The sequence below is a fragment of the Nitrosospira multiformis ATCC 25196 genome (assembly GCF_000196355.1).
Taxonomy (GTDB): Bacteria; Pseudomonadota; Gammaproteobacteria; order Burkholderiales; family Nitrosomonadaceae; genus Nitrosospira; species Nitrosospira multiformis.
This window is the reverse complement of record NC_007614.1, coordinates 1,806,616-1,828,879: the sequence shown is the minus strand read 5'-3', so window position 1 is coordinate 1,828,879 and position 22,264 is coordinate 1,806,616. Positions and strand designations below refer to the sequence as shown.

Below are 22,264 nucleotides of genomic sequence, written 5' to 3'. Positions count from 1 at the left end.
GCACTCCGATACTCCATTTGCAAAGCAATGAACGCTTACGAAGCCAATTTTGACGGATTGGTAGGGCCCACGCACAATTATGGTGGACTGGCGGTAGGAAATATCGCTTCTGCAGAGAGTGCCCTGACAAATTCCAATCCCCGCGAAGCGGCATTGCAGGGATTGGAAAAAATGAAACGGCTTGCTGATCTCGGCCTCATGCAGGGCGTTCTGCCGCCGCAGGAACGTCCAGCTGTTTCGGTGCTCCGAAAGCTGGGATTTACCGGGGAGGATGCAACCATCATCCGGTGCGCGGCAAAGGTTGCTCCCGGCCTTCTGCGCGCCTGCTCGTCCGCATCCAGCATGTGGGTGGCCAACGCCGCCACTGTTTCGCCGAGCGCCGATACCGAGGATGGCAAGGTGCATCTTACGGCTGCCAATCTACCCTCGCAATTTCATCGAAGCATCGAGGCGCCTGTTACCAGTGCCGTTTTGAAACGGGTGTTCAGTAATGAGCGCTATTTTGTGCACCACGATCCCCTGCCGTCCAATCTTTATTTTGGAGATGAGGGGGCTGCCAACCACATGCGTCTCTGCCCAAGGCACGGTGAACCCGGGGTGGAGATTTTTGTCTTTGGCCGCTCTGCCAGCCGCGATATTCCCAAGCCGCTGCGATTTCCTGCACGCCAGTCGCTGGAGGCCAGCGAAGCGGTTGCAAGGTTGCACCAAATCAAGCGTGGAAAGGAATTGTTCGTGCAGCAAGGCCCTGCGGCCATCGATGCAGGGGCGTTTCATAACGACGTGCTGGCGGTGGCAAACTGCGATGTCCTGTTTTACCACGAAGCGGCATACCGGGATTGGGAGGAAACCGAAGCTAGAATTACAAAGGCATGCGACTGGCCGATCCACTTCATCAGGACTGGGGAAGAAGATGTCACGCTTGCCGAGGCGGTGAGGACTTATCTCTTTAATGCCCAGCTTCTTACTCTTCCCGGTAACGAGATGATGATCCTCGCGCCCTCGGAGTGCCGGGACTCTCATTCTGCCAGAAACTTTCTCGAACGCGTTGTGCAGGATGCCGCTAATCCCATTGCGCATGTCGAGTATGTAGATTTGCGTCAAAGCATGAAAAACGGAGGAGGGCCTGCCTGCCTGCGACTTCGTGTCGTGCTAACCGAACCGGAACTTGATGCTGTGCAGGAAAACAGCCGCGTGATTCTTGATGAGTGCCTCTACAATGACCTCAAGGCATGGATCGAAAAGCATTACCGCGAGTGCCTTTCACCAACTGATCTGGGTGATCCGGCTCTCCTGCAGGAGAGCCGTGCTGCATTGGACGAACTGACGACTATACTGGGATTTGGTTCGCTGTACGATTTCCAGAGGCCTTGAACCTTGTCTGCATTTTTGGCAGCAATCGGCAGTGGAATCCGGAAGCGCTGCCGAATCTGAACGAGCAACCTCTGCCAACCACCCCTCGGAGGAATTCATGGCCATCACCCTCAATCACACCATCGTACCGGCGCGCGACAAGGAGGAATCCGCACGGTTCTATTCGAGAATATTCGGTTTCCGGTATGTCGGCCCGTTTTCTCATTTCATTGTGGTGAAAGTGAACGACACACTTTCTCTGGATTTCGATAACCGGGAAAAATTCGATTCGAACCATTATGCATTCAAGGTAACGGAGCAGGAGTTCGACGAGATCTTCAACAGGTTGAAAACGGAGAACATCAAGTATGGCAGCGGCCCTTTCGATCCCGAAAACATGAGTATCAACCATAACGACGGCGGGCGCGGCGTCTATTTCCGCGATCCCGCCGGGCATCTGCTGGAAATGCTGACGGTTGATTACAAGATTTCTTGAAACATAAGCGTTGTCCGATATTTTCCGCCTTGCTATCTTTGATAATGGAAGAAGCGCCCCGTCTTCGATATTGATAAGCTGACAAGCAATGTCCTGGAATTCGATGCCTTAAGGAGGAGCATCAGAGCGGCTCTCGTGCCGCTGCCCATAATACTTACTAGCCTTGCGGAATATCGCATGGGAAAACAATAACGTGAAAATTGGGGGTGCTATGAAAAAAAGCATCTGGTTCATGATTGTCCCTCTGACCATTGGATTGGTCGGATGCAGCAGCATACCGGAAAAGGGCAAGAAAGTTACCCATGCACCCGGAATTACTCATGCACCCGGAGCCAAGGTAGATCTTGAGAAGACGTCACTGGTGAAGAAAATGCTGTATGAGCAGTACAACCAGTGGAAACATACCCGATATCGGATTGGCGGCATGAGCAAGAACGGCATCGACTGCTCCGGTTTCGTTCAGGTGACATTCAAGACCAAGCTGGGTGTGATATTGCCGCGCTCGACCGAGTTCCAGGCGCAACTGGGAGAGAGTGTCGGTAAAAGCGAACTGAGAGCGGGAGATCTTGTTTTTTTCAAGACAGGCTGGAGGGGCCGGCATGTAGGGGTCTATATCGAAGAAGGCAGATTTCTCCATGCTTCAAGCACCTATGGGGTGACCATTTCAGGATTGAACGAGGGCTACTGGAAATCCGCCTACTGGAAAGCGAAGCGGCTGGATATGTAAGAAACTCTTCCTGTTGTTTCCGCTGTTATATTACCGCTTCATCATTGCCCTGGAAAATCCAGGACTGTGAATAGAGAGAGGGGAGGCCTTGGCCTCCAATAACAAATCGTCAAAAAATTCTGTCTGATGGTATTATTCAAGCCGGCAGTCTGATGCGTGCCTGAGTTCTGTCTGCACTTGAGCAATTTCTTAACAGTTCTCCCCCTGGGCATGAAAACGCTGCCTATGCCCGGTCCATCCGATCTCACCTTGAGAACTTCCCGGAACAGTCCTTACAGGGTGTGCGCCCAGAGGTTCCTGACTGGTCGCGCTCTTCTCTTGTATCTTTCTTCGGAAAATTTCGATCGGCACGGGTGGGGCTTGTTCGCAGTAACTCATATCGATAGTTCATGTCGTTGATCTGGATAGTTATCCTGCCCTTCACGGGTAGCCTCTGCGCGGCGTTTCTGCCATCCCACGCGCGCAACGTCGCAGCCTGGCTCGCGGGTACCGTTGCGGTGGCATGCGTCATTCTCACTGTCCGGTTGTATCAACCAATAGCTGGAGGGGAGGTGATACGGGAATCGGTGCACTGGATTCCTCAGTTGGGTCTCGACTTCACGTTTCGCCTCGATGGCTTTGCCTGGCTGTTTGCAATGCTGGTTACAGTGATGGGCGCCCTGGTTGTACTGTATGCGCGCTATTACATGGCAGCGCAAGACCCGGTTCCCCGTTTTTTCTCGTTCTTTCTCGCTTTCATGGGCGCGATGCTGGGGGTCGTGCTGTCCGGTAACCTGATTCAACTGGTGGTGTTCTGGGAACTGACCAGTCTGACGTCTTTCATGTTGATAGCATACTGGTATCACCGGCCGGATGCCCGCCACGGCGCCCGCATGGCTTTGACCGTCACGGCGGCTGGCGGTCTTTGCCTGCTTGCCGGAATCCTGATGCTCGGATGGGTAGCGGGGAGTTACGATCTGGATCGTGTGCTTGCCTCTGGCGATCTGATCCGTGCGCATTCCTGGTATGTGCCCATGCTGATCCTGATTGGATTGGGAGCGTTGACTAAAAGCGCACAATTTCCATTTCATTTCTGGTTGCCGCATGCCATGGCGGCGCCTACACCCGTATCTGTCTACCTTCATTCGGCAACGATGGTCAAAGCAGGTGTTTTCCTGCTTGTCCGGCTCTGGCCTGTGCTTGCAGGTACCGACGAATGGTTCTGGATGATCGGTACGGCAGGTCTTCTGTCGCTCGTGCTGGGCGCATACGCGGCGGTGTTTCAGCGGGATATGAAAGGTGTGCTGGCTTATTCCACCATCAGCCATCTGGGTCTGATTACGCTGCTGCTTGGGTTGAACAGTCCCCTGGCGTTGATAGCCGCAATTTTTCATATCATGAATCACGCTACATTCAAGGCATCGCTTTTCATGGCGGCAGGCATGGTCGATCATGAAACCGGCACACGCGATTTATCGCGGTTGAGCGGGTTGCGGCGTGCCATGCCCATCACCGCTACGCTGGCCGCGGTGGGTGCTGCGTCGATGGCGGGTGTGCCGTTGTTCAATGGTTTTCTTTCGAAAGAGATGTTTTTTGCCGAGACCGTGTTTGTCAGCGGACACCTGATCACCCGGATTGGCCTGCCGGCAATGGCTGTGGTTTGGGGAACACTCAGCGTGGCCTATTCGCTGCGTTTTATTCTGCAAGTGTTTTTCGGGCCTCCGGCGGACGATCTGCCGAAAAAGCCGCACGAGCCACCGCGCTGGATGCTGTTTCCCAGCGCGCTGCTTGTCACCGCCTGTCTGGTAGTTGGAATGTTTCCCGCCACGACTGTTGGGTCGTACCTGAACATGGCCTCGCGGTCCGTACTTGGGGAACACACGCCGTTCCACAGCCTCGCGGTATGGCATGGTTTCAGTCTCCCTCTCATGATGAGCCTGGCTGCGATGGCAGGGGGAATCCTCCTGTACCGGGCACTGGGAGAATACCAGCAGGGTACGACAGTAGTACCGCTGATCGAACGTTTCGACGGCAAGCGTATTTTCGAATTCATGCTCGAAAAGCTTGACAGGCTGGCAATGCGCCTTTTGCGATGGTTATCCACCGAGCATCTGCAGGTCCAGATGCTGCTGCTTATCATTGCCGTGTTTGCCAGCGCGCTGATATCGCTTTCCAGGGGCGGCCTGCCCGAGGGCGACAAGCCTCCCCTTCCGGTTGAACCGACTTTTGCGGCGCTGTGGCTGATCGGCGCGGTCTGTGCAATCGCGGCCGCCGCCCAGGCAAAGTATCACCGGCTTGCTGCATTGACCTTGTCAGGCGTAGCGGGATTGGCAACCTGCATGACCTTCGTCTGGTTTTCCGCGCCTGACCTGGCGCTGACACAGCTTATCGTAGAGGTCGTCACACTTGTCCTGCTTCTGCTGGGTCTGCGCTGGCTGCCGCCGCGCGATAAGTCGCTGGACCATGAAACGGTGCCGCTGCCGGTACGTATGCGCGCCGAGGGGCGCCGCTCGCGGGATCTGGTGATCGCGATTTGTGCGGGTATCGGTATCACCGGATTGAGCTACGCAATTCTGACCCGGTCCGCCGGGGAAGGCATTTCGCCTTTTTTTATCGAGAATTCATTGCCTCTGGCGGGTGGATCGAACGTCATCAATGTGATCCTGGTTGATTTCCGCGGTTTCGATACGATGGGTGAGATAACCGTGCTGGGTATCGTGGCATTGACTGTGTTCGCGCTGCTGCGAAGGTTCCGCCCTGCGGCTGAGGCTATGGCCGTGCCGGTAAAGCAGCAGGAACAGGATGAACAGATGGGGGCGTTGCCGTCAGATCCGCATGCTTTGCTGCCCGCTGGGCCAATGATGGTGCCGGCGGTGTTCGTGCAGTTGCTGCTGCCGGTTTCGGGCATGGTGGCGATTTATTTTTTATTGCGCGGGCATAACGAACCGGGCGGCGGCTTCGTGGCGGGGTTGATCGTCACGACAGCGGTCATTTTGCAATACCTCGTGGGAGGCACTGCTTGGGCCGAATCCCGTACCCGTATTTTCCCCCAATACTGGCTTGCAGCGGGGTTACTTGGTGCCGCAGGTGCGGGCATGTCAGCGTGGCTGGTGGGCCGTCCATTTCTTTCTGCGCTGGCATGGCATGGCACTTTGCCAATAATCGGCGAGATGCACCTTTCAACGGTGTTGCTGTTCGATCTGGGTGTCTTTTTTCTGGTGATTGGCGCAGCGGTGTTGATCCTGGTGGCGCTTGCCCACCAGTCACGGCGCGCGCACCGCAAGCATGAAATTGCAGAAGTTGAGACGACGGTAGAGGCGGCGGTGGAGGTGCCGGGTTTGCCGGCAGAGGAAGGCGAAAGCCCTCATGCATCCGCCTCGCTCTCTGTCCCCGTCGCTTCAACGGCTCCGACTGACTATGCGCCTGGGGAAGCCGGAAGGCAAAAGCTTCCCCATGTTTCGCCTCCGAAGGAGAGGGAGGATTGATGGAAGGAATCTATGCGCTTGCTATTGGTGTCCTGACCGCTTCAGGTGTCTGGCTGGTGCTGCGCCCCCGCACCTTCCAAGTCATCATGGGACTTTCTCTGCTGTCGTACGCGGTCAATCTGTTCATCTTTGGAATGGGGCGGCTCATGATAGGAGGCGCGCCAATCATCGAAACCGCGGCAAAGGCAGATCCTTCGTTGTATGACGATCCCGTGCCGCAGGCGCTTGTGCTCACCGCAATCGTCATTGGTTTTGCCATGACTGCACTCTTTCTGGTCGTGTTGCTGGCTTCACGGGGTTTGACGGGCAATGATCACGTCGATGGGGATCCGGAAGCATGAATGGCTGGGTGAATCATCTTCCGATATTTCCGGTAGTGATCCCATTGGTTGCGGGAGCAGTCATGCTGCTGTTCGCCGAAGCGCGGCGTGCTCCGCGCACCATTATCGCCCTTGTTGCCACCCTGTTGAATTTACTCGTGGCCCTCGCGCTCGCCTATATCGCAAGCGATGCCGTTCCAAGTATCTGGCCGGATGGTATCGCGGTATATCTGCTCGGTGGCTGGCAGGCACCCTTCGGTATCGTGCTGGTGCTGGATCGATTGTCTGCTCTGATGCTGGTGCTCAACGCGGTGCTGGCATTGACTTCCCTGATCTACGCTTTGGCGCGCTGGCGCAAGGCTGGGCCTCATTTCCAATCGCTGTTCCAGTTCCTGATCATGGGGGTAAACGGCGCTTTTCTGACCGGCGATCTCTTTAACCTGTTTGTATTTGTGGAGGTGCTGCTGGCCGCGTCATACGGTCTCCTGCTGCACGGTCTGGGGGAACCTCGCGTCAAGGCTGGTCTCCACTATATCGCGATCAATCTTGCAGGTTCGTTTGTCTTTCTGATTGGCGTTTCGCTGATCTACGGAGTAACCGGAACGCTCAATATGGCGGACGTGGCGGCGCGCGCCTCACTGCTCACCCAGGACGAGCGTATACTTTTCGAAACCGGTATCGCCATTCTGGGCAGCGCATTTCTGCTCAAGGCGGGGGCATGGCCTCTGAACTTCTGGCTGCCGTCTGCTTACGGTACCGCTGCGCCTCCAGTGGCAGCGGTTTTTTCGATTATGACCAAGGTGGGGATTTACGCGCTGCTGCGGCTGGGGTCGCTGCTGTCCGGCGCTTCCGGGGCGAGCGTCCCGGCGCCATTCAACGAGGGCTGGCTGTTTGGCATGGGTATCATTACACTCGTGCTGGGAACAGCGGGTATACTCACCGCCAGCCAGCCACAGCGTCTGGTTGCCTATTGTGTCATCGCCTCCGCCGGCACGTTGCTTGCAGCGCTCGGGTTTGGCGGTACGGCCATGAAAGGGGCGGCGCTGTATTACTTGACAAGCTCAGTGCTGGCCACAGGCGCTTTCTTCATGCTTTGTGAGATGATCGACCGTACACGGCAAACCGGCGAGGACCTGCCGCTGGAGATGATGGAGCCTGTCGGACAGGAGCCGGTTGATGCAGATTTTACGGATGAAGTGATAGGTATCGTCATTCCCGCAGCGATGGCATTTCTGGGCATGGGTTTTCTGGCATGCGCGTTGCTCGTGGCAGGCTTGCCGCCACTATCGGGTTTTATCGCCAAGTTCCTTATCCTCTCCGCCACACTAACCGATACTGCGCCGGCGCCAGTACCGGTTACGGTATGGGTACTGTGGGGAGGAATGCTGGGCTCGAGCCTGATTGCAATCATTGCTCTCTGTCGGATGGGAATACATTTGTTCTGGAGCACGGATGAGATCATGACGCCAAGACTGCATCTTGGGGAGGCGGTTCCCGTTGCGGTGCTGCTGCTGCTCAGCGTTGCACTTTCGATAGAGACGGGTCCGGCAATGGAATACTTGAATCTTGCGGGTAATTCACTGTCTTCACCGCAGGTATATATCGATGCGGTGCTGTCGGGCAGCCGGCCACCCGGGCCCCCGGCAGTACCTTCAATTCCAGTGGAGGGAATCAGCCCATGAAACGCTGGCCATCGCTGACACTATTTACTGTCATTCTGTTTGCCTTGTGGCTTCTGCTGAATGATTCCCTGGCGCCGGGCCAGCTTTTGCTGGGCCTGATGCTCACGGTGGCTATTACCGCATCGACTGCGGCAATACGCCCACTGCGCGCGCACCCGCACCATCTGCTCACCGCATTGGGGCTGTTTTTTGTAGTGCTGATCGATATTATCCGCTCCAACATCGCCGTGGCCGGGATCATTCTCGGTCCGGCGGAGAGACGTTTTAATTCGGCTTTCATGAAAATTCCGCTGGACCTGCGTGATCCGTATGGGCTTGCTGCCCTCGCCTGTATAATCACTGCCACGCCCGGTACCGTCTGGGCCGGGCTTTCGCCCGATGGAGGCGAACTCACGATTCACGTCCTGGACCTCCAGGATGAGGAGGCTTGGGTCCGCACCATCAAGCAGCGTTACGAGCGCCGACTGATGGAGATATTCGAATGAATGCAATGCTGCCATGGGCGATATCCTTTGCCCTGATTGCTGTCACACTTGCCACGATTTTTGCGGCGATCCGTCTTCTGCGCGGGCCTGCCGCGGAAGACCGCGTACTGGCGTTGGATACCCTGTACGTAAACAGCATGATCATGGTGCTCATCCTGGGAATTCAGTTCGGATCCCGATTTTATTTCGACATCGCCCTGCTGATTGCGCTATTCGGGTTTGTCGGGTCAGCCGCAATGGCCAAATTCCTTTTGCGGGGCGAGGTGATCGAGCCATGACGAATGGCGTGATTCCTTTCTGGGCCGACCTGCTCGGCTCGTTGCTGCTGATCTCAGGCAGTCTGTTGACGCTGATCGGATCCCTCGGCCTGCTTCGGTTGCCCAACCTGTTTGCGCGAATGCACGGCATAACGTTGGGAAATACACTCGGCCTCGGGTGTGTGCTGCTGGCATCGATCCTGCTTGCTTCGATACACGCGGAGCGGTTCGTGTTTCAGGAGGTGTTGATCACACTGTTCATGATATCGACATCGCCTGTCACCACGATCCTGCTCATGCGCTCCGGGATATACCGCAAGCGTGCGGATACCGAACAAAAACCGCTATCCAGCCAGAATACGAACTGAACCTGATCCTTTCCCCCTTCCGTCCATCTGTTTTACCACTTCCCCTTTTTCCACTGCAACTGAATAGGTGTCCGTCAATCATGCTGCCATCCATTGAACAACGTCTTTCCCTTGAACTCGGCGCGAAGCCTGCACAGGTTAACGCGGCCATTGCCTTGCTCGATGAAGGTGCCACCGTGCCCTTTATTGCACGTTACCGCAAGGAGGTGACTGGCGGGCTGGACGATGCGCAGTTGCGCCTGCTGGAAGAACGGTTGCGTTATCTGCGTGAACTGGAAGACAGGCGCGCCGCGATTATCGCCTCGATAGAAGAGCAGGGGAAAATGACGCCCGCGCTGCTTGCTTCCATCCTGCAGGCCGAGGATAAGACACGGCTGGAAGATCTGTATCTCCCCTTCAAGAAAAAGCGGCGCACCAAGGCGCAGATCGCGCTCGAAGCGGGGCTGGAGCCACTGGCAGATGCGCTGCTTGCCGATCCGACGCTACAACCCGAGGAAGAGGCCATCAAGTACTTGAAGCCGCCCTTCGCTACCGAGCAGGGGGATAATCCCGGGGTACCGGATGTGAAAGCTGCGCTCGAGGGAGCACGCCAGATACTGATGGAGCGTTTCGCGGAGGATGCCGAGTTGCTTCAGTGGCTGCGCGAGTACCTGCTGGACCATGGGGTGGTGGAGTCGAAAGTCGCGAGCGACAAGAATGGCGGTAAGGGTAAGGAAGAGGAGGGCGCCAAATATTCCGATTATTTCGATTACTCCGAACCGCTCAGCGCTATTCCTTCGCACCGGGCGCTGGCGCTTTTTCGGGGGCGACGTGAAGAAATTTTACGCGTTGCCCTGCGTCTGGATTCGGAGGCGGAGAAACCGAAGTGGGATGCACCGCATAACCCGTGCGAGGCGCGCATTGCTGTCCGGTTCGGTATTGCGGACAAAGGGCGGCCTGCCGATGCGTGGCTGATGGACACGGTGCGCTGGACCTGGCGGGTGAAGAGTTTTCCGCATCTGGAACTCGATCTTATGGGTTCGTTGCGCACACGCGCCGAGACCGAAGCGATCCAGGTCTTTGCGCGCAACCTGAAAGCCCTGCTCATGGCCGCTCCCGCCGGGCCTCGCGTGACAATAGGTCTAGACCCCGGCTTGCGCACAGGGGTGAAAGTCGCAGTAGTGGATGCGACAGGGCGGGTCATGGAAACGGCCACCATTTATCCACATCAACCAAGGAATGATTGGGAGGGGTCCCTTCATGTTCTCGGCACGCTTGCGGAAAAATTTCGGGTATCGCTGATAGCCATAGGCAATGGCACCGCTTCGCGCGAGACCGACAAGCTGGCAAAAGACCTGATCAAGCGCCGGCCCGATCTCAAGCTCACCTCTATCGTGGTTTCGGAAGCGGGGGCTTCGGTTTATTCCGCCTCCGATCTGGCCTCCAGAGAGTTCCCCGATATGGATGTGTCGCTGAGAGGAGCGGTTTCCATTGCGCGGCGCCTGCAGGACCCTCTGGCGGAGCTGGTCAAAGTCGATCCGAAATCGATTGGCGTAGGCCAATACCAGCATGATGTCGGGCAAACCCAGCTCGCGCGCTCGCTCGATGCCGTGGTCGAAGACTGCGTCAATGCGGTAGGCGTGGACGTCAATACGGCCTCCGCGCCGCTGCTCGAACGCGTTTCGGGGCTTAACCCGGCTGTCGCACAAAGCATCGTTGTCTATCGCGAGGAAAACGGGATGTTTGCCTCGCGTGAAGCTCTGCACCAGGTGCCGCGCCTGGGTGAGAAAACCTTCGAGCAGGCGGCAGGCTTCTTGCGGGTGATGCATGGCGAGAACCCGCTTGATGCGTCGGCAGTGCATCCCGAGTCGTATCCCGTCGTGCAAAGAATCCTTTCCGACTTGAAGCAGGAAATCAGGTCGATCATCGGCAATAACAAATTATTGAAGTCGCTCAATCCGGCGAGGTATGCGGATGATCGATTCGGCGTGCCGACCGTCACCGACATCGTGAAGGAGCTGGAAAAGCCGGGCCGTGATCCCCGGCCGGAATTCATCACTGCCGCATTCAAGGAAGGCGTGAACGAGATTTCCGATCTGCAGCCGGGTATGCTGCTGGAAGGCGTGGTAACCAACGTGGCTGCCTTCGGCGCGTTCGTCGATATCGGGGTGCATCAGGATGGGCTGGTGCACATCTCCGCGCTCGCCGACAAATTCGTCAAAGACCCGCACACGGTCGTCAAGGTGGGGCAGGTGGTGAAGGTCAAAGTGCTGGAAGTCGATGAAAAGCGTAAGCGCATTGCCCTTACGATGAGGTTGGCAGATGCGCCAGCACCACAGACACAGGAGGCGCGAGGGGCTGGCAAGCGTGAGCAGCCAAGGAATAGGAAGGACCGCTCAGCCAAACCCCAGCAGAAACAGGATTCCAGGGCTGATACGGCGATGGCAGCAGCGTTTGCGAGATTGAAGGGTTGATTGGAATTTAGCTTTACGATCTAGCTGTATCAATAGGGCAGACTAAGTCTGACCCTGTTGATTTCATTACCCCTTCCTTGCGGCTATTTCGGTTCGGATACGCTCTTCCGCTTCTCTTAGTTCAGGGGTAAATTCGGTCCCGAAGTCCTCGGTTTCAAACACCTGTCGAATCTCGATTTCTGCTTCTCCTTCGAGTGGGTTCGGGCAGCGCTTCACCCATTCAATCGCTTCTTCCTTCGATTTCACCTGGATCAGCCAGAAGCCTGCCACCAGGCTTTTCGCATCATCGGGAAAGGGACCATTGATCACGGTGCGGTTCTCTCCGGAAAACTTTACGCGGGCGCCTTTCGAACTCGGATGGAGTCCTTCACCTGCCAGCAGCACCCCGGCTTTCGCCATCTCCTCGTTATATCGGCCCATCTCTGCAAGGAGATGCTCGCTCGGCATTACACCCGCCTCGGTGTTTTTGTCGGCTTTGACCAGGATCATGAAACGCATAACATTTCCTTTTGTTGTGGATTGTTAATTTCCATTCTCGGTGAAGTCCCTCAATTCATGCGGTTGCTTTAACCTCTAAGGTCCAATTTATTGGATCAGTATAACATCAGTAAAACGTTTTAAACTAACCCGGCCATCTTGTAAGTAAGAGATGCATCGCGCCTTGGAGCGTTATAAAGTTGCTTTGTTATAGCAAGATATCCTTTATTTTCGCTGTTCTTGACCGGAACCGTCATGGCCGACCCATAATGTTGCTAAACCACTGGAAACGCGACTGCGCTACCCGCTGCTCCGTTTCGTCATCCGGGGGAAGTCGATCCATTGCGATACGAAGTCCGGCAAGATTATCCCGGGTTATTCTCGCAGTAGGATGGCCGGTGCCCAGAGACTTTTCACAGATTGCCAGTGCCCGTTTGTAAAGGGGTTCCGCCTGGGCATACTGCCCCTGCTTGTGATGGATGAACGCGAGGTTGTTCAGGATAGTGGCGACATCAAGATGATACTTTCCGGCAACTTTTTCAAGGATTGCCAGTGAACGTTCATAAAGGGGCTGAGCCAGTGCATAGCGGCCTTGCGTGCGATAAAGTTCCGCAAGAATGCTCAAATCCTGCGCCACGTCGGGATGATTCCGGCCCAAGGCCTTCTCCCGGATCGCCAGCACGCGTTTGTAGAGCGGTTCGGCCTGTGCGTATCTGCCTTCGTTCTGATGGATCAAGGCGAGATTGTGCAGGCCCGCTGCCAGACCAGGGTGGTCGGAACCGAGCGCTTTTTCCCGTATCGGAAGCAAGCGCTCGTAAAGCGCTTTAGCCGGCGCGTACCGTTCCTGGACGCAATACAGTTCCGCGAGATTGTTCAGCGTCTGCGTGATGTCCGGATGGTCTGGCCTATGGGATTTTTCCCGGATGGTCAGCGCCCGCTTGTAAAGCGGCTCGGCGTCCCCGAAACGGTTCTGGGCGCGGTAGAGTTCAGCCTGCCCATTCAGGGTTCTTGCAACCAGGGAATGGTTGGGTCCAAAGTGCTTTTCCCGGATTGCCGCAGCCCGCTTATAGAGCGGCTCCGCCTGGGCAAACTTTTTATGGTCGCGGTACAATTCCGCAAGGTTGTTCAGACTGGTGGCAGTATCGGGATGGTCAGGGCCATATTCTTTTTCCGCAACCGCGAGCGATTTCTTGACGGCTTCTACCGCTTTGTCATATTCGCCCTTCTTGTAAAGTGATATCGCCTCTTCGCTGAATGTCCGCCACTTTGTCTGCTGCGCATAAGCAATCTGGGTTATGCCGAGCACGAGAGCTAAAAAGAAAGCGGTCGAGAGCGTTTTCATTCGGTTTCCTCTTGTGTCTAGCGGCAGGCATCAGGTTAAGGGTTAAGAGATAGGAGAGAGCAAATGTTAAACCGATATCCACTTCAGGATTCAAACATTTTTTCACGGCTTTTAAACGAAGTATGGTGAAAACGTTTCGGCGCAGAGCTTCTGCTGTTAAATATAGTCCTCATTCCGAAAACTACAAGCGTCATTCATTAAACAGGAGGAATGTTGCAAGGATTTGCAATCGACTGAATTAACCACTGGCAGCACTTCTTCTATGAGTATTCGGTTGAACCTTGCCGGTTCCTCGAAGGGCGGATTATGCGCAGAGTTCTCAAACCACACCAGCCGCTTGCAGGGTGCCTCGATGGTTTCGAAATATCGCTCTGCCAGGGTCGCAGGAACGTGCTTGTCATAACGCCCAAGCAGGAAGAATATGGGTATCCTGAATGAGCGGTAGCGCTCGCTCAGATCGAGCCGGGAGATTTCATTCTCCAGCTGCACAAGAGAAAAGCGATTGCCCTGACCAAACTTGATAAGGTCAATCAGGTTCGCCTCATCGGTATTGAGCGCCGTCCATATCAGCTTACCTGTCGACAGATTGGTATGGAATATGCCGCCGAACCGCTCCACCCATCCGGCAGTTGTCAATCTTTCATCGAGAGAAGCGTAGGGCGGCGGGCCGATCGCTTCCAGTTCCGAAACCGCCTTGGCATTTCCCCTGTTTTTCGCTTCGGACAGGGCAAAACCGTAGGATAAGCGGCGACCTTCGGGCACATCGGCCACTTGGGCAATACCCACATAGGCGGAGATTTTTTCGGGATGCTGCCCGGCATGGATTATCCCTGGCACTGTGCCCCATGAATGTCCTACCAATATTACCTTTTCCTTGTTGAACCGGTGCCTTACGTATTCCACGACCTCATCCAGATCATGCACGAACTGCGCAATGGACATCGATTCAGGAGGTATATTCGAATGAAATGATCGGCCCGTTCCTCGCTGCTCCCAATACACCACGGTGAAATGCTGTTCGAGCAGGGAATTATAATGGCGGAAGAGCGCCGACTCGCTGGCGCCCGGCCCGCCATGCAGGAGAATCAGGGGAGGATTGGAGGTGGATATTCCCCGAAACCAGATGTTTTGAGGAATGCCGCCGATGATAATCGTTTCCATGCTGGCGATACTGCCGGGAATGATATTTCCGGTCGCATCCCGGAATGGGACGGTATGGACGCAACCGCTGCATAGGAGGAGCAACACTGCGGCAGCAGTATGACAAAGAAAAGCGGAGCCCGGCACGATGTCTCTGCTCAGGACATTGTTCTGTCGATATGATGTGGTATATGTTAGCTTAAAAACGACCGGTGCTCAGCCGGATGAAATCTGCCTGAAAAAGCGGATGATAAACCCGCCATCCGGGCGAAAAACAAGAGGAGGATAATCATGCCAAAAGTATACAACTCTATTGTCGTCGATGCTCCAGTCGAGCGGGTCTGGTCCAGAATACGAAACTTCCACGACTTCTCTTGGGCCCCTTCGCTGATCAAGTCGTGCAAAAAGGTGGGCGGGGGCGGTGGATATTCCGTGGGGGCAAGGCGGCTGTTAAACGGGGAATTCCTCGATACGCTGATCGCTTACAGCGAGATTGAGCGTCGGATAATGTATTCCATGGATGAAGGGCCTTCCCCGGTTTCATCAGGGGAGATTTACAATTATGTGGGCAACCTGCATCTGCTCCCGGTGACGATCGATGACACGACCTTCGTGGAATGGTCCGGGTCATGGGAATCCGCAAGCACAGAAGCAGTGGAATACATGAACACTGTGTATCGTTCGCTTCTCGCCGATCTTGCAGCGGAGTTCACGAGCGAATCCAGGAGGTCAGAGTGGATTGATCAATAGAAAGAAAGCTGGCCAAGCGTTAGACCAATCACTCTGACCCCATGAGTCTGATGGACTTCCTTTTACGCGTACCAGCGCAGGAATGCCGCAGCGGTCAGCGCCGTTACACCCAGCAGGCTGAGCAGTCTCCAGGCATCACGGCGCTGTTTGGACGTCCACGCGGTGGATTCGCGTATGTACTTCGCCGTGATGAAGATCCCGCCCACGGCGCAGAGAATCTTGATCAGCAATGCCGCAAAGGCGACGCCGTGCAGATCGGGGAATACTTGGTAATAGTAGTAACTCACTGCACCGAATCCCGCGCCGCTCAGCGCTTGAACCGCCCAACTCAACCCGACTATCCATGCAAACTTGCGGTGCGCAGAGGTTGCCTGCCCTAAGACGTATAACGCAAGGACCGGAAAGCCCACCACGGCAGCGGCGCCGAAATTATGCGCCAGCTGCACCAGGGCGTAGTTGAGATTTTCAAACACCTACGCTTCTACGCTTCTACGCTGACGTTGACGCACTTTTGTGGACCAATGGGGGTATGCGCCTTGTTTACCACCTTGACGCATATTTCGTGTTTCCCCGCTGCAAGCGTTCCCAGAGACTGGCTTCCTTTCAGATTGCGCAGCGTCAGAATTTCCTTTTCATCGATATAGAGATGGGTGTGGTCGCCCTTGTCTCCCAGCGTGATGTCATAGACCAGCTCGATGTCCGTCTGGGGGCTGAATTTGGCACCTTCCGTAGGGGAAGAAATTGCAACGGTTCCTTCGGCGGCAAGTGCCAGCGGAATGGAGCAGGTGAAAGCAAGTGAAGCTGCAAGGGCTTGGAATTTGCGCATAATCATTCTCCTTGAAATGTTGTTATCAATATTGAGTACAGGACTTGAAGAAGCGACTGAGTCATGTCACTCGGCAGACTGCAAAACCTGGTATGGCAAGTCTTCCGGATTCTACCATCCGAAATTATACAACAGCTTCGCCTCCTCTCTGGCTCATGGGAAATGGAACAAGGCTGTCATCTGCATTCTAAAGGAGTCGACGGTGAACTGAACCTGCCCAGTTGCCGGAGGCCGGGTTTCCTTTCCGTATGCCCTGCGCTCGTACGGACAAGCAGGGAAGAAAAGGGTGGATGTTTTCGCTATTGTCGCGCTATAGTTTGATATGATAACGCGTTTGTTCAAATCGAATGGATCAATCGAAGATGGAGTTCAATCAGAATAAAAGAGCCATTTCCTGGGCTCATCTCATGCCGCTCGCATTGGCGCTGGGTGTCGCCGCATGCGGTAATGGAAGCGGACCGGCAACGGGCAGCGGCAGCAGCGGCGGTGGGGGGAAAACCGGAACCGGCCCCACTACCGGCAGGTTGCTGGACACCGCGGTAAGCGGTGTAGGTTATGCCGCGTCATCGGGGTCTGCCGCCAATACGGATGAGAACGGAATCTTCAAATACAGCCATGGCGATACAGTGGAGTTCAAGCTGGGGGGGCTGGCTCTGGGGAAAGTAAAGGGAGCAGGTATCATCACTCCCATGGAATTGGCGGGAGAAAGCGCGAATAAGCTGCAAAACCTGCTTATTCTGCTGCAATCGCTCGATATCGATGGCAATCCCGATAATGGTATCTCCATTCCTCCCAGTGCCGCGGCCGCTGTCTCGACTTCCATCAATCTGGATAGCGATCCGGCTGCCTTTGCAGCTTCTGCTGACTTGCAGAAGGCCAGGGAGGCGGGAGGCGTGAGCGGTGCTGTGAAGACAGCGAATCAGGCCAAGGCGCATTTCCTTTCACAAGGCATTCCCATGCTGAGTTCCAGCATCTGGGTCAAGCATGATGATACGTCCGCCTCTGTAATCCGTATTTCCACCCGCGGAGGGGGTGAGTACTTGAACGGTGAAGCCACGCCAGACGATTCCTGTGATGCCAATCGTGTTTGTGGCGGTAAACTGGTCAGCAAGGCGGGTGTGGAATATGGTGTGGCAGGTGTATCAGAATTTGATACCAGGGGATTCAAATTCGTGAGCAAGCCGGTAATCGATACTAACCTTCAGGCCGGTTTATCCAATCCCCGGGCAACAGTGCGGGTACGCACGGATGGTGCCGACCTGATTAATTCGGACATCGTGACGGTTCAAAGAGAGAAGAAACACGCAAGTCTGTTTGGAGAACTTTTCCACATCGCGGGAACCCTGGAGATCAGTTCGGATAAAGAGCCGATCAAGACGGAGATCAAGGAAAGCCGCTATTCAGCGATGGAAAATGAACCGAAAGGCATCGTTGGCGCGTGGGCGGCAGACCAGACGAATATCAAGACCCAGACTTATTTTTTCTTTTCCAACGGAAAGTTCATGATGGTTGATCCGATCGGCAACCCGGAGCACGCTGAAAACTGCGGACCCGGGGTCGAGTTTGCCTCGTATACGTACGATGCCGGGAGCAAGGCTTTGAGCATCAAAGGGTTTACCTATGACACCAACGGGTGTGCCGGCTTTTCGGAAACCGGTGCGAATTCCTTTAACCTGAATGCCGACGGCAACACGGCCACCTTGGAAAAACAGGATAAAAGCAGGATTTCCTTATACCGCGTATCGAAGTAGCGAGGCTCGGCAGGGAAGATAGTGACGAGATTTCTCTCCACTCGCAGGTAAAAAAGTGGGCTATGCGAACTGCATTTTCAAATCGCTTTGATGCCATGCCGCGCTGCATCGCGCAGATGGCGGACGCGATCATGATTTCTTTTAACACCTTCGTATTGCCTGTCAAGCAGTGCACGCAGATCCAGTGGCATTTCTTCTCTGAGTGCGTTGTCATAGGCCATCACGGCGGCGGCTTCGCCCCGCTCGCATTCTTCAAGCACTGCAAGGTTATCGTTGCTGGTGATGGCCGTCTTCAAGTCAACCCACATGCGATGCAATGTACCGGTAGCGGTACCAGTTGTATCGGGATCTCCGCCGTAACGCCTCACTTCTACGCTTAAATCACGTACCGCTTCCTCGCAACTCTGGGCCCGGTTTCGAAGATACATCTTCAATTCGGGATCATCGATATCATCCGCACAAGTTCTGAAGCCTTGTGCCCCATCGCGCGAAATCTCGATGAGGCCGTTCAACATGCTTATAATTCGTTCGTTATCCATTTTTGTCTCCTGATGAAAGCCTGAATATTGCCTTTAAAAGAGGATAGAGAAATCTTTCCTGCCGTTCTGTACGTTGAGGCACATTTAGGCTTTGGCGGCATACCGTTCAGCAAGCCTGTCCTGAACCTGTCGAAGGATTTAAGCGCCGGTGGATCCTTCAATCTCCAGCAGGTGATCTCGGGGACGGCCCTCCCTCTTGTGGAGAGGGAGTCTGTTCAGGGAAAGGAGGACGAGAGATTCAGGCTCTTCGAAGGGCCAGGGTGAGATTTTTTGGATCACTTCGACAGGCTCAGGGTGATCACAGTGAGAGCCTCGTTCTTACAGTTGCAGCCAGTAAATCACACCGCCGAAATCGACCGGGGCTAGGCGCACAGGTTTTGCATTCGTTCCTTCCAGCACTTTTCTATAATCCTCGAAGTAACTGTTGCGAATGAGGGTCGATCCTCTGTCGTAGGTTGAGACGGAGGCAGCGGCATCAATGTTTCTGGCAAATACTTGCAACGCCTTCAGTTCTTCAGAGTATTCATCGGAGCACCGATAATTGAGTTCCTGTTCGAGCCAGTTGATGCGGGTGAATAAATCCTTCGAATTAATTATGTTGATCGTATTGCTGATCAGTTTTGGGTCCATGAATTATTCCCTTGTTCATTAGAAAAACGGACTCGGCATTTAGTAATCGTAAGAAAACCGGAATCTCTACGGCGAAGAAACTCTGTCTACAACATGGTGTTAATGGTTATTTTGTCCGGGATCAAGTATATATACTAACCATTCTTTTAGACCCAACCAACGCAAGAATGAGAGGCAAGCGATGACCAGCAAGGCAATCTATGTGCAACCGGGCGGTGGATTTGATCATGTAACGCTGGGCACATGCGAACCAACGGCGCCAAAAGCAGGCGAGATTACTGTCAGGATTCGGGCAAGCTCATTGAACTACCATGATTACGCAGTGGTAAGCGGGATGTGGCCACCCCCTGTGCCACGTATTCCAATGTCCGACGGAGCGGGAGAGGTTGTTGCCGTGGGGGAAGGCGTTAACGAATTTGCAATAGGTGACCATGTTGTCAGTACCTTCTTTCCAAGTTGGCAGGAAGGACAACCTGAGATTGATAGCATGGGCACAGTTCCGGGGGATGGCGTCGATGGTTTTGCGTGCCAGCAAGTGACAATGGCCGCTATCGGTTTCACTCACGCCCCGAAGGGTTATAGTCATGCGGAGGCAGCTACTCTTACGTGCGCGGGTTTAACAGCGTGGCGGGCACTAATGGTAGACGGTCCATTGAAGCCAGGCGAAACGGTACTGATTCAGGGAACCGGCGGAGTTTCAGTATTCGCCTTGCAATTCGCGAAGGTAGCAGGAGCAACGGTAATAGCCACTTCTTCCAGTGACGAGAAACTTGCTCGTCTGGAAACGCTTGGGGCAGATCATCTCATCAATTACCGGAAACATGAAAACTGGGGTGATCTGGTACGTGAATTGACGGCGGGACGCGGGGTCGACCATGTGATTGAAGTGGGAGGGCCTGCCACGCTGGCTCAGTCGATGATAGCGACGCGTATTGGCGGACACATCGCCGTAATCGGCATTCTGTCGGGTATGACCGGAACGCTGCCGTTGCTCGCTGTGTTGACACGGCAATTGCGCCTTCAGGGGCTGGTCGTTGGCAGCCGCCGTCAGCAAATCGAGATGATTCGGGCAATCGAAGCTACCGGGCTGCGGCCGGTCATCGACCGTCATTTTCCACTGGAAGAACTCGTGGAAGCTTTTCGTTATCAGGAAACCAATCGACACTTTGGCAAGATATGTCTTGATATTTGAATGTAACCATCATTCCGAGTAAGGAATGAAAAAGGAAAATGTCATAATCAGCCGGCATGCCTTTTCACCCAATCGACATAGCGATTCATCCAGTTCTGCAGGAATTTTCTGCTGTCTTCATTGCCAATGTTCCCATCCTTGTCAAACAGCCCTTCTTTTACATGTATAAACGCTTCCGGCTGGCCAAGAGTGGGGACATCGAGGTAGGCCAGGGAGTTGCGCAAGTGCTGCTGCGCGATGGCTGTGCCAATAGAGCCAATGGAAGCACCGATCACTCCCCCCGGTTTGCCTGCCCATGCATTCTGCCCATACGGACGGGAGGCATGATCGAGTGCGTTCTTGAGCACGCCCGGCATGGACCGGTTGTATTCGGGTGTGACGAACAGCAGGCCTTGGGCTCCGGCAATTTCAGCCTTCAACCGTTTGACCGACTCAGCCTGATTTTCATCGTCGTCCTGGTTGTATAGCGGCAGGTCGCCGATGTTCAGGTGCTTGAATGTAAATTCCGGTGGAGCCAGCTTTATCAGGGCATCAGCTAGTTTGCGGTTGAATGAGTCGCGGCGAAGACTGCCCACCACTACAGCAATTTGATACTGGCCCATGTCGTATCTCCTTGTAAAAGATCGTAATGTGACCGGTTTGGTCACTCCTATAGCCGTACGGGCTCAAGATCATGACGTTTGATCGAGCGCCGCCGGTTCCGGTCTGATGGCTAAAAGACGGGCAGGACATGAAAATATCGTCTATATCGATAATATAGCAGGAAAATTCCGCACGTCGAGCGCCGAGACAAGGAGCTTGAAGAATTCAAGACGGCCATCAGTATTATCGGGAGGGGAAACATGTCCGGTGACGGAAAACGGATAGTCCTTTCTTTTGACGATGGACCGGGGCCTGTAAGTGCGCTGGAAAGCATTCTGGGAACGCTGCGCGAAAATGATATCAAGGCGGAGTTTTACGTTCTTGGCGACGAAGTCAGGCAATTTCCCGAGGCAGCAAGAATGATTGTCGATCAAGGGCATGATATCCAGAATCACTCCTGGAGCCACCCCGATCTCGCGCAGGAGACGGAGGAGGTGCGCCGCGAACTTGAACGAACGCAGGATATCATTGAAGAAGTCAGCGGACTCCGGCCCACCAAAATCCGGCCACCTTATGGGGCGGGTGGTTTTCGAGGCCATTTAGATCCAGAGCTTGTCCGGGTAGCCGGGGAGTTGTCACTCACTATCGTCACCTGGGATATCGATACGGAGGACTGGAAAGCCCCTCAAGGGCTGGGTCAGGAAAAGATAGCCTACATCGAGGAGCAGTTCACGCAGATGCCCCGCAAGGTTTCATTCAATGTCCTCATGCATATACTTGCCGGAACCGCGAGAGACCTGCCGTCTTTTATCTCCCAACTGTGGGAATGGGGATTCACCATTGCAGAGCCGTGATTGCTGCTCCCATTCCTGCGCCAGGTATCTTCCACCGTTTGCGTACCCGACGCTGCTGGTACCGTTGCTGTTCTCTCCGGGGGTTTTAGCCCAGCAAAAGGGAGAGTTCGATTGCAGGGCGGATCTCAAGTATGAGTGCACCGCGGATCAGTGCGAGCGGGTGACGGAGGATTTTCAGCACGAGGAGTCGTTTCTTTATAACGCAAAAACCGGTGAGTTGTCAGCCTGCCTCTGGACCAACTGCTACTCGGCCAAAACCAAAGCTTTTACCGTGAAAGCGGGAGGCGCGATTACTGCTATCGGCAGACTGATCCCGGTCGTTCATCCGAAAAACAAACCCCTTGTCGTCTCCCTGACCATCAAAACCAGCGCAATCGAGGGTGGCGAAGATGAAAAGAAGGCCCCTTTTACCGCTATCTGGGGTTACGGAGGTGACAGACTCACTTTCGATATGGGCGAATGTGTACTCAAACCTCCCGCCAAGGGGAGCAGGGGATAGATCGGAATAAACCGGGAAAGGAGGAGCACTGATCTGATCGACTCATTTCTCTTTTTGAAAAGGAGGATTGTCATGACTAT

Annotated in this window: 23 protein-coding genes; 15 read left to right on the top strand and 8 right to left on the bottom strand. The window is 54.7% G+C overall.

Features of this window, described 5'->3' with window-relative positions; translation table 11 throughout:
* Positions 1-27: 27 nt before the first annotated feature.
* The 10 genes from astB to NMUL_RS08310 all read left to right on the top strand — a co-directional run bounded on the left by astB (position 28) and on the right by NMUL_RS08310 (position 11,602).
* Entirely contained in the window at positions 28-1,371 is a 1,344-nt protein-coding gene (gene astB / locus NMUL_RS08355; protein WP_011380922.1) for an N-succinylarginine dihydrolase, read from the top strand.
* A gap of 97 nt (positions 1,372-1,468) precedes the next feature.
* The gene (locus tag NMUL_RS08350) at positions 1,469-1,846 is read left to right on the top strand and encodes a VOC family protein (RefSeq protein ID WP_011380921.1); all 378 of its coding nucleotides are present in this window, start codon (positions 1,469-1,471) and stop codon (positions 1,844-1,846) included.
* A 211-nt stretch (positions 1,847-2,057) separates the two neighbouring features.
* On the top strand, positions 2,058-2,573 hold the full coding sequence (locus NMUL_RS08345) for an NlpC/P60 family protein (protein WP_011380920.1): 516 nt from the start codon (positions 2,058-2,060) through the stop codon (positions 2,571-2,573).
* Positions 2,574-2,962: 389 nt separating this feature from the next.
* Positions 2,963-6,037: a monovalent cation/H+ antiporter subunit A gene (locus tag NMUL_RS08340; protein WP_011380919.1), complete on the top strand. Its 3,075-nt coding sequence runs from the start codon at positions 2,963-2,965 to the stop codon at positions 6,035-6,037.
* Positions 6,037-6,378 (top strand): Na+/H+ antiporter subunit C, encoded by a 342-nt coding sequence (locus NMUL_RS08335; protein WP_011380918.1) that lies wholly within the window; start codon positions 6,037-6,039, stop codon positions 6,376-6,378. The genes NMUL_RS08340 and NMUL_RS08335 overlap by 1 nt, the downstream gene beginning before the upstream one ends.
* Positions 6,375-8,039 carry a monovalent cation/H+ antiporter subunit D gene (locus NMUL_RS08330; RefSeq protein ID WP_011380917.1) on the top strand — a complete coding sequence of 555 codons (1,665 nt, stop codon included), beginning with the start codon at positions 6,375-6,377 and terminating at the stop codon, positions 8,037-8,039. Before NMUL_RS08335 ends, NMUL_RS08330 begins: the two co-directional genes overlap by 4 nt.
* Positions 8,036-8,524: a Na+/H+ antiporter subunit E gene (locus tag NMUL_RS08325; protein ID WP_011380916.1), complete on the top strand. Its 489-nt coding sequence runs from the start codon at positions 8,036-8,038 to the stop codon at positions 8,522-8,524. The genes NMUL_RS08330 and NMUL_RS08325 overlap by 4 nt, the downstream gene beginning before the upstream one ends.
* A complete protein-coding gene (locus NMUL_RS08320) occupies positions 8,521-8,802 on the top strand; it encodes a K+/H+ antiporter subunit F (protein ID WP_011380915.1) in 282 nt (93 codons plus the stop codon). The genes NMUL_RS08325 and NMUL_RS08320 overlap by 4 nt, the downstream gene beginning before the upstream one ends.
* The gene (gene mnhG / locus NMUL_RS08315; RefSeq protein ID WP_011380914.1) at positions 8,799-9,149 is read left to right on the top strand and encodes a monovalent cation/H(+) antiporter subunit G; all 351 of its coding nucleotides are present in this window, start codon (positions 8,799-8,801) and stop codon (positions 9,147-9,149) included. The genes NMUL_RS08320 and mnhG overlap by 4 nt, the downstream gene beginning before the upstream one ends.
* 80 nt (positions 9,150-9,229) lie before the next feature.
* Positions 9,230-11,602, top strand: a complete 2,373-nt coding sequence (locus NMUL_RS08310) for a Tex family protein (protein WP_011380913.1) — start codon at positions 9,230-9,232, stop codon at positions 11,600-11,602.
* A gap of 66 nt (positions 11,603-11,668) precedes the next feature.
* Here the strand turns inward: NMUL_RS08310 and NMUL_RS08305 are convergent, their stop codons facing one another.
* The 3 genes from NMUL_RS08305 to NMUL_RS08295 form a co-directional block, all read right to left on the bottom strand.
* The gene (locus NMUL_RS08305) at positions 11,669-12,100 is read right to left on the bottom strand and encodes a YciI family protein (RefSeq protein ID WP_011380912.1); all 432 of its coding nucleotides are present in this window, start codon (positions 12,098-12,100) and stop codon (positions 11,669-11,671) included.
* A 232-nt stretch (positions 12,101-12,332) separates the two neighbouring features.
* On the bottom strand, positions 12,333-13,421 hold the full coding sequence (locus tag NMUL_RS08300; RefSeq protein WP_011380911.1) for a tetratricopeptide repeat-containing protein: 1,089 nt from the start codon (positions 13,419-13,421) through the stop codon (positions 12,333-12,335).
* A 156-nt stretch (positions 13,422-13,577) separates the two neighbouring features.
* The gene (locus NMUL_RS08295; protein WP_011380910.1) at positions 13,578-14,708 is read right to left on the bottom strand and encodes an alpha/beta fold hydrolase; all 1,131 of its coding nucleotides are present in this window, start codon (positions 14,706-14,708) and stop codon (positions 13,578-13,580) included.
* Positions 14,709-14,852: 144 nt separating this feature from the next.
* Here NMUL_RS08295 and NMUL_RS08290 point away from each other — a divergent pair, with 144 nt between their 5' ends.
* Complete coding sequence (locus tag NMUL_RS08290) at positions 14,853-15,311, top strand: SRPBCC family protein (RefSeq protein WP_011380909.1); 459 nt, start codon at positions 14,853-14,855, stop codon at positions 15,309-15,311.
* Between the two features lie 62 nt (positions 15,312-15,373).
* Here NMUL_RS08290 and NMUL_RS08285 read toward each other — a convergent pair whose 3' ends face one another.
* Together NMUL_RS08285 and NMUL_RS08280 are read right to left on the bottom strand one after the other, a co-directional pair.
* Positions 15,374-15,784, bottom strand: a complete 411-nt coding sequence (locus NMUL_RS08285) for a hypothetical protein (RefSeq protein ID WP_011380908.1) — start codon at positions 15,782-15,784, stop codon at positions 15,374-15,376.
* Positions 15,785-15,792: 8 nt separating this feature from the next.
* A complete protein-coding gene (locus NMUL_RS08280; RefSeq protein ID WP_011380907.1) occupies positions 15,793-16,137 on the bottom strand; it encodes a hypothetical protein in 345 nt (114 codons plus the stop codon).
* 347 nt (positions 16,138-16,484) lie between these two features.
* Here NMUL_RS08280 and NMUL_RS08275 point away from each other — a divergent pair, with 347 nt between their 5' ends.
* Positions 16,485-17,888, top strand: coding sequence for a hypothetical protein (locus NMUL_RS08275; protein ID WP_011380906.1), 1,404 nt, complete (start codon positions 16,485-16,487; stop codon positions 17,886-17,888).
* 77 nt (positions 17,889-17,965) lie between these two features.
* On the opposite strand, the gene NMUL_RS08270 is transcribed toward NMUL_RS08275, so the two are convergent.
* Both NMUL_RS08270 and NMUL_RS08260 read right to left on the bottom strand, forming a co-directional pair.
* Positions 17,966-18,427 (bottom strand): ferritin-like domain-containing protein, encoded by a 462-nt coding sequence (locus NMUL_RS08270; protein WP_011380905.1) that lies wholly within the window; start codon positions 18,425-18,427, stop codon positions 17,966-17,968.
* Between the two features lie 318 nt (positions 18,428-18,745).
* A complete protein-coding gene (locus NMUL_RS08260; protein WP_011380904.1) occupies positions 18,746-19,057 on the bottom strand; it encodes a hypothetical protein in 312 nt (103 codons plus the stop codon).
* Between the two features lie 181 nt (positions 19,058-19,238).
* Here NMUL_RS08260 and NMUL_RS08255 point away from each other — a divergent pair, with 181 nt between their 5' ends.
* On the top strand, positions 19,239-20,249 hold the full coding sequence (locus NMUL_RS08255; RefSeq protein WP_011380903.1) for a zinc-dependent alcohol dehydrogenase family protein: 1,011 nt from the start codon (positions 19,239-19,241) through the stop codon (positions 20,247-20,249).
* A 47-nt stretch (positions 20,250-20,296) separates the two neighbouring features.
* On the opposite strand, the gene NMUL_RS08250 is transcribed toward NMUL_RS08255, so the two are convergent.
* Positions 20,297-20,851: an NADPH-dependent FMN reductase gene (locus NMUL_RS08250; RefSeq protein ID WP_011380902.1), complete on the bottom strand. Its 555-nt coding sequence runs from the start codon at positions 20,849-20,851 to the stop codon at positions 20,297-20,299.
* A 240-nt stretch (positions 20,852-21,091) separates the two neighbouring features.
* Here NMUL_RS08250 and NMUL_RS08245 point away from each other — a divergent pair, with 240 nt between their 5' ends.
* Positions 21,092-21,685 (top strand): polysaccharide deacetylase family protein, encoded by a 594-nt coding sequence (locus tag NMUL_RS08245; protein ID WP_011380901.1) that lies wholly within the window; start codon positions 21,092-21,094, stop codon positions 21,683-21,685.
* Positions 21,672-22,184: a hypothetical protein gene (locus NMUL_RS08240; RefSeq protein WP_011380900.1), complete on the top strand. Its 513-nt coding sequence runs from the start codon at positions 21,672-21,674 to the stop codon at positions 22,182-22,184. The genes NMUL_RS08245 and NMUL_RS08240 overlap by 14 nt, the downstream gene beginning before the upstream one ends.
* The last annotated feature ends 80 nt before the right edge of the window (positions 22,185-22,264 follow it).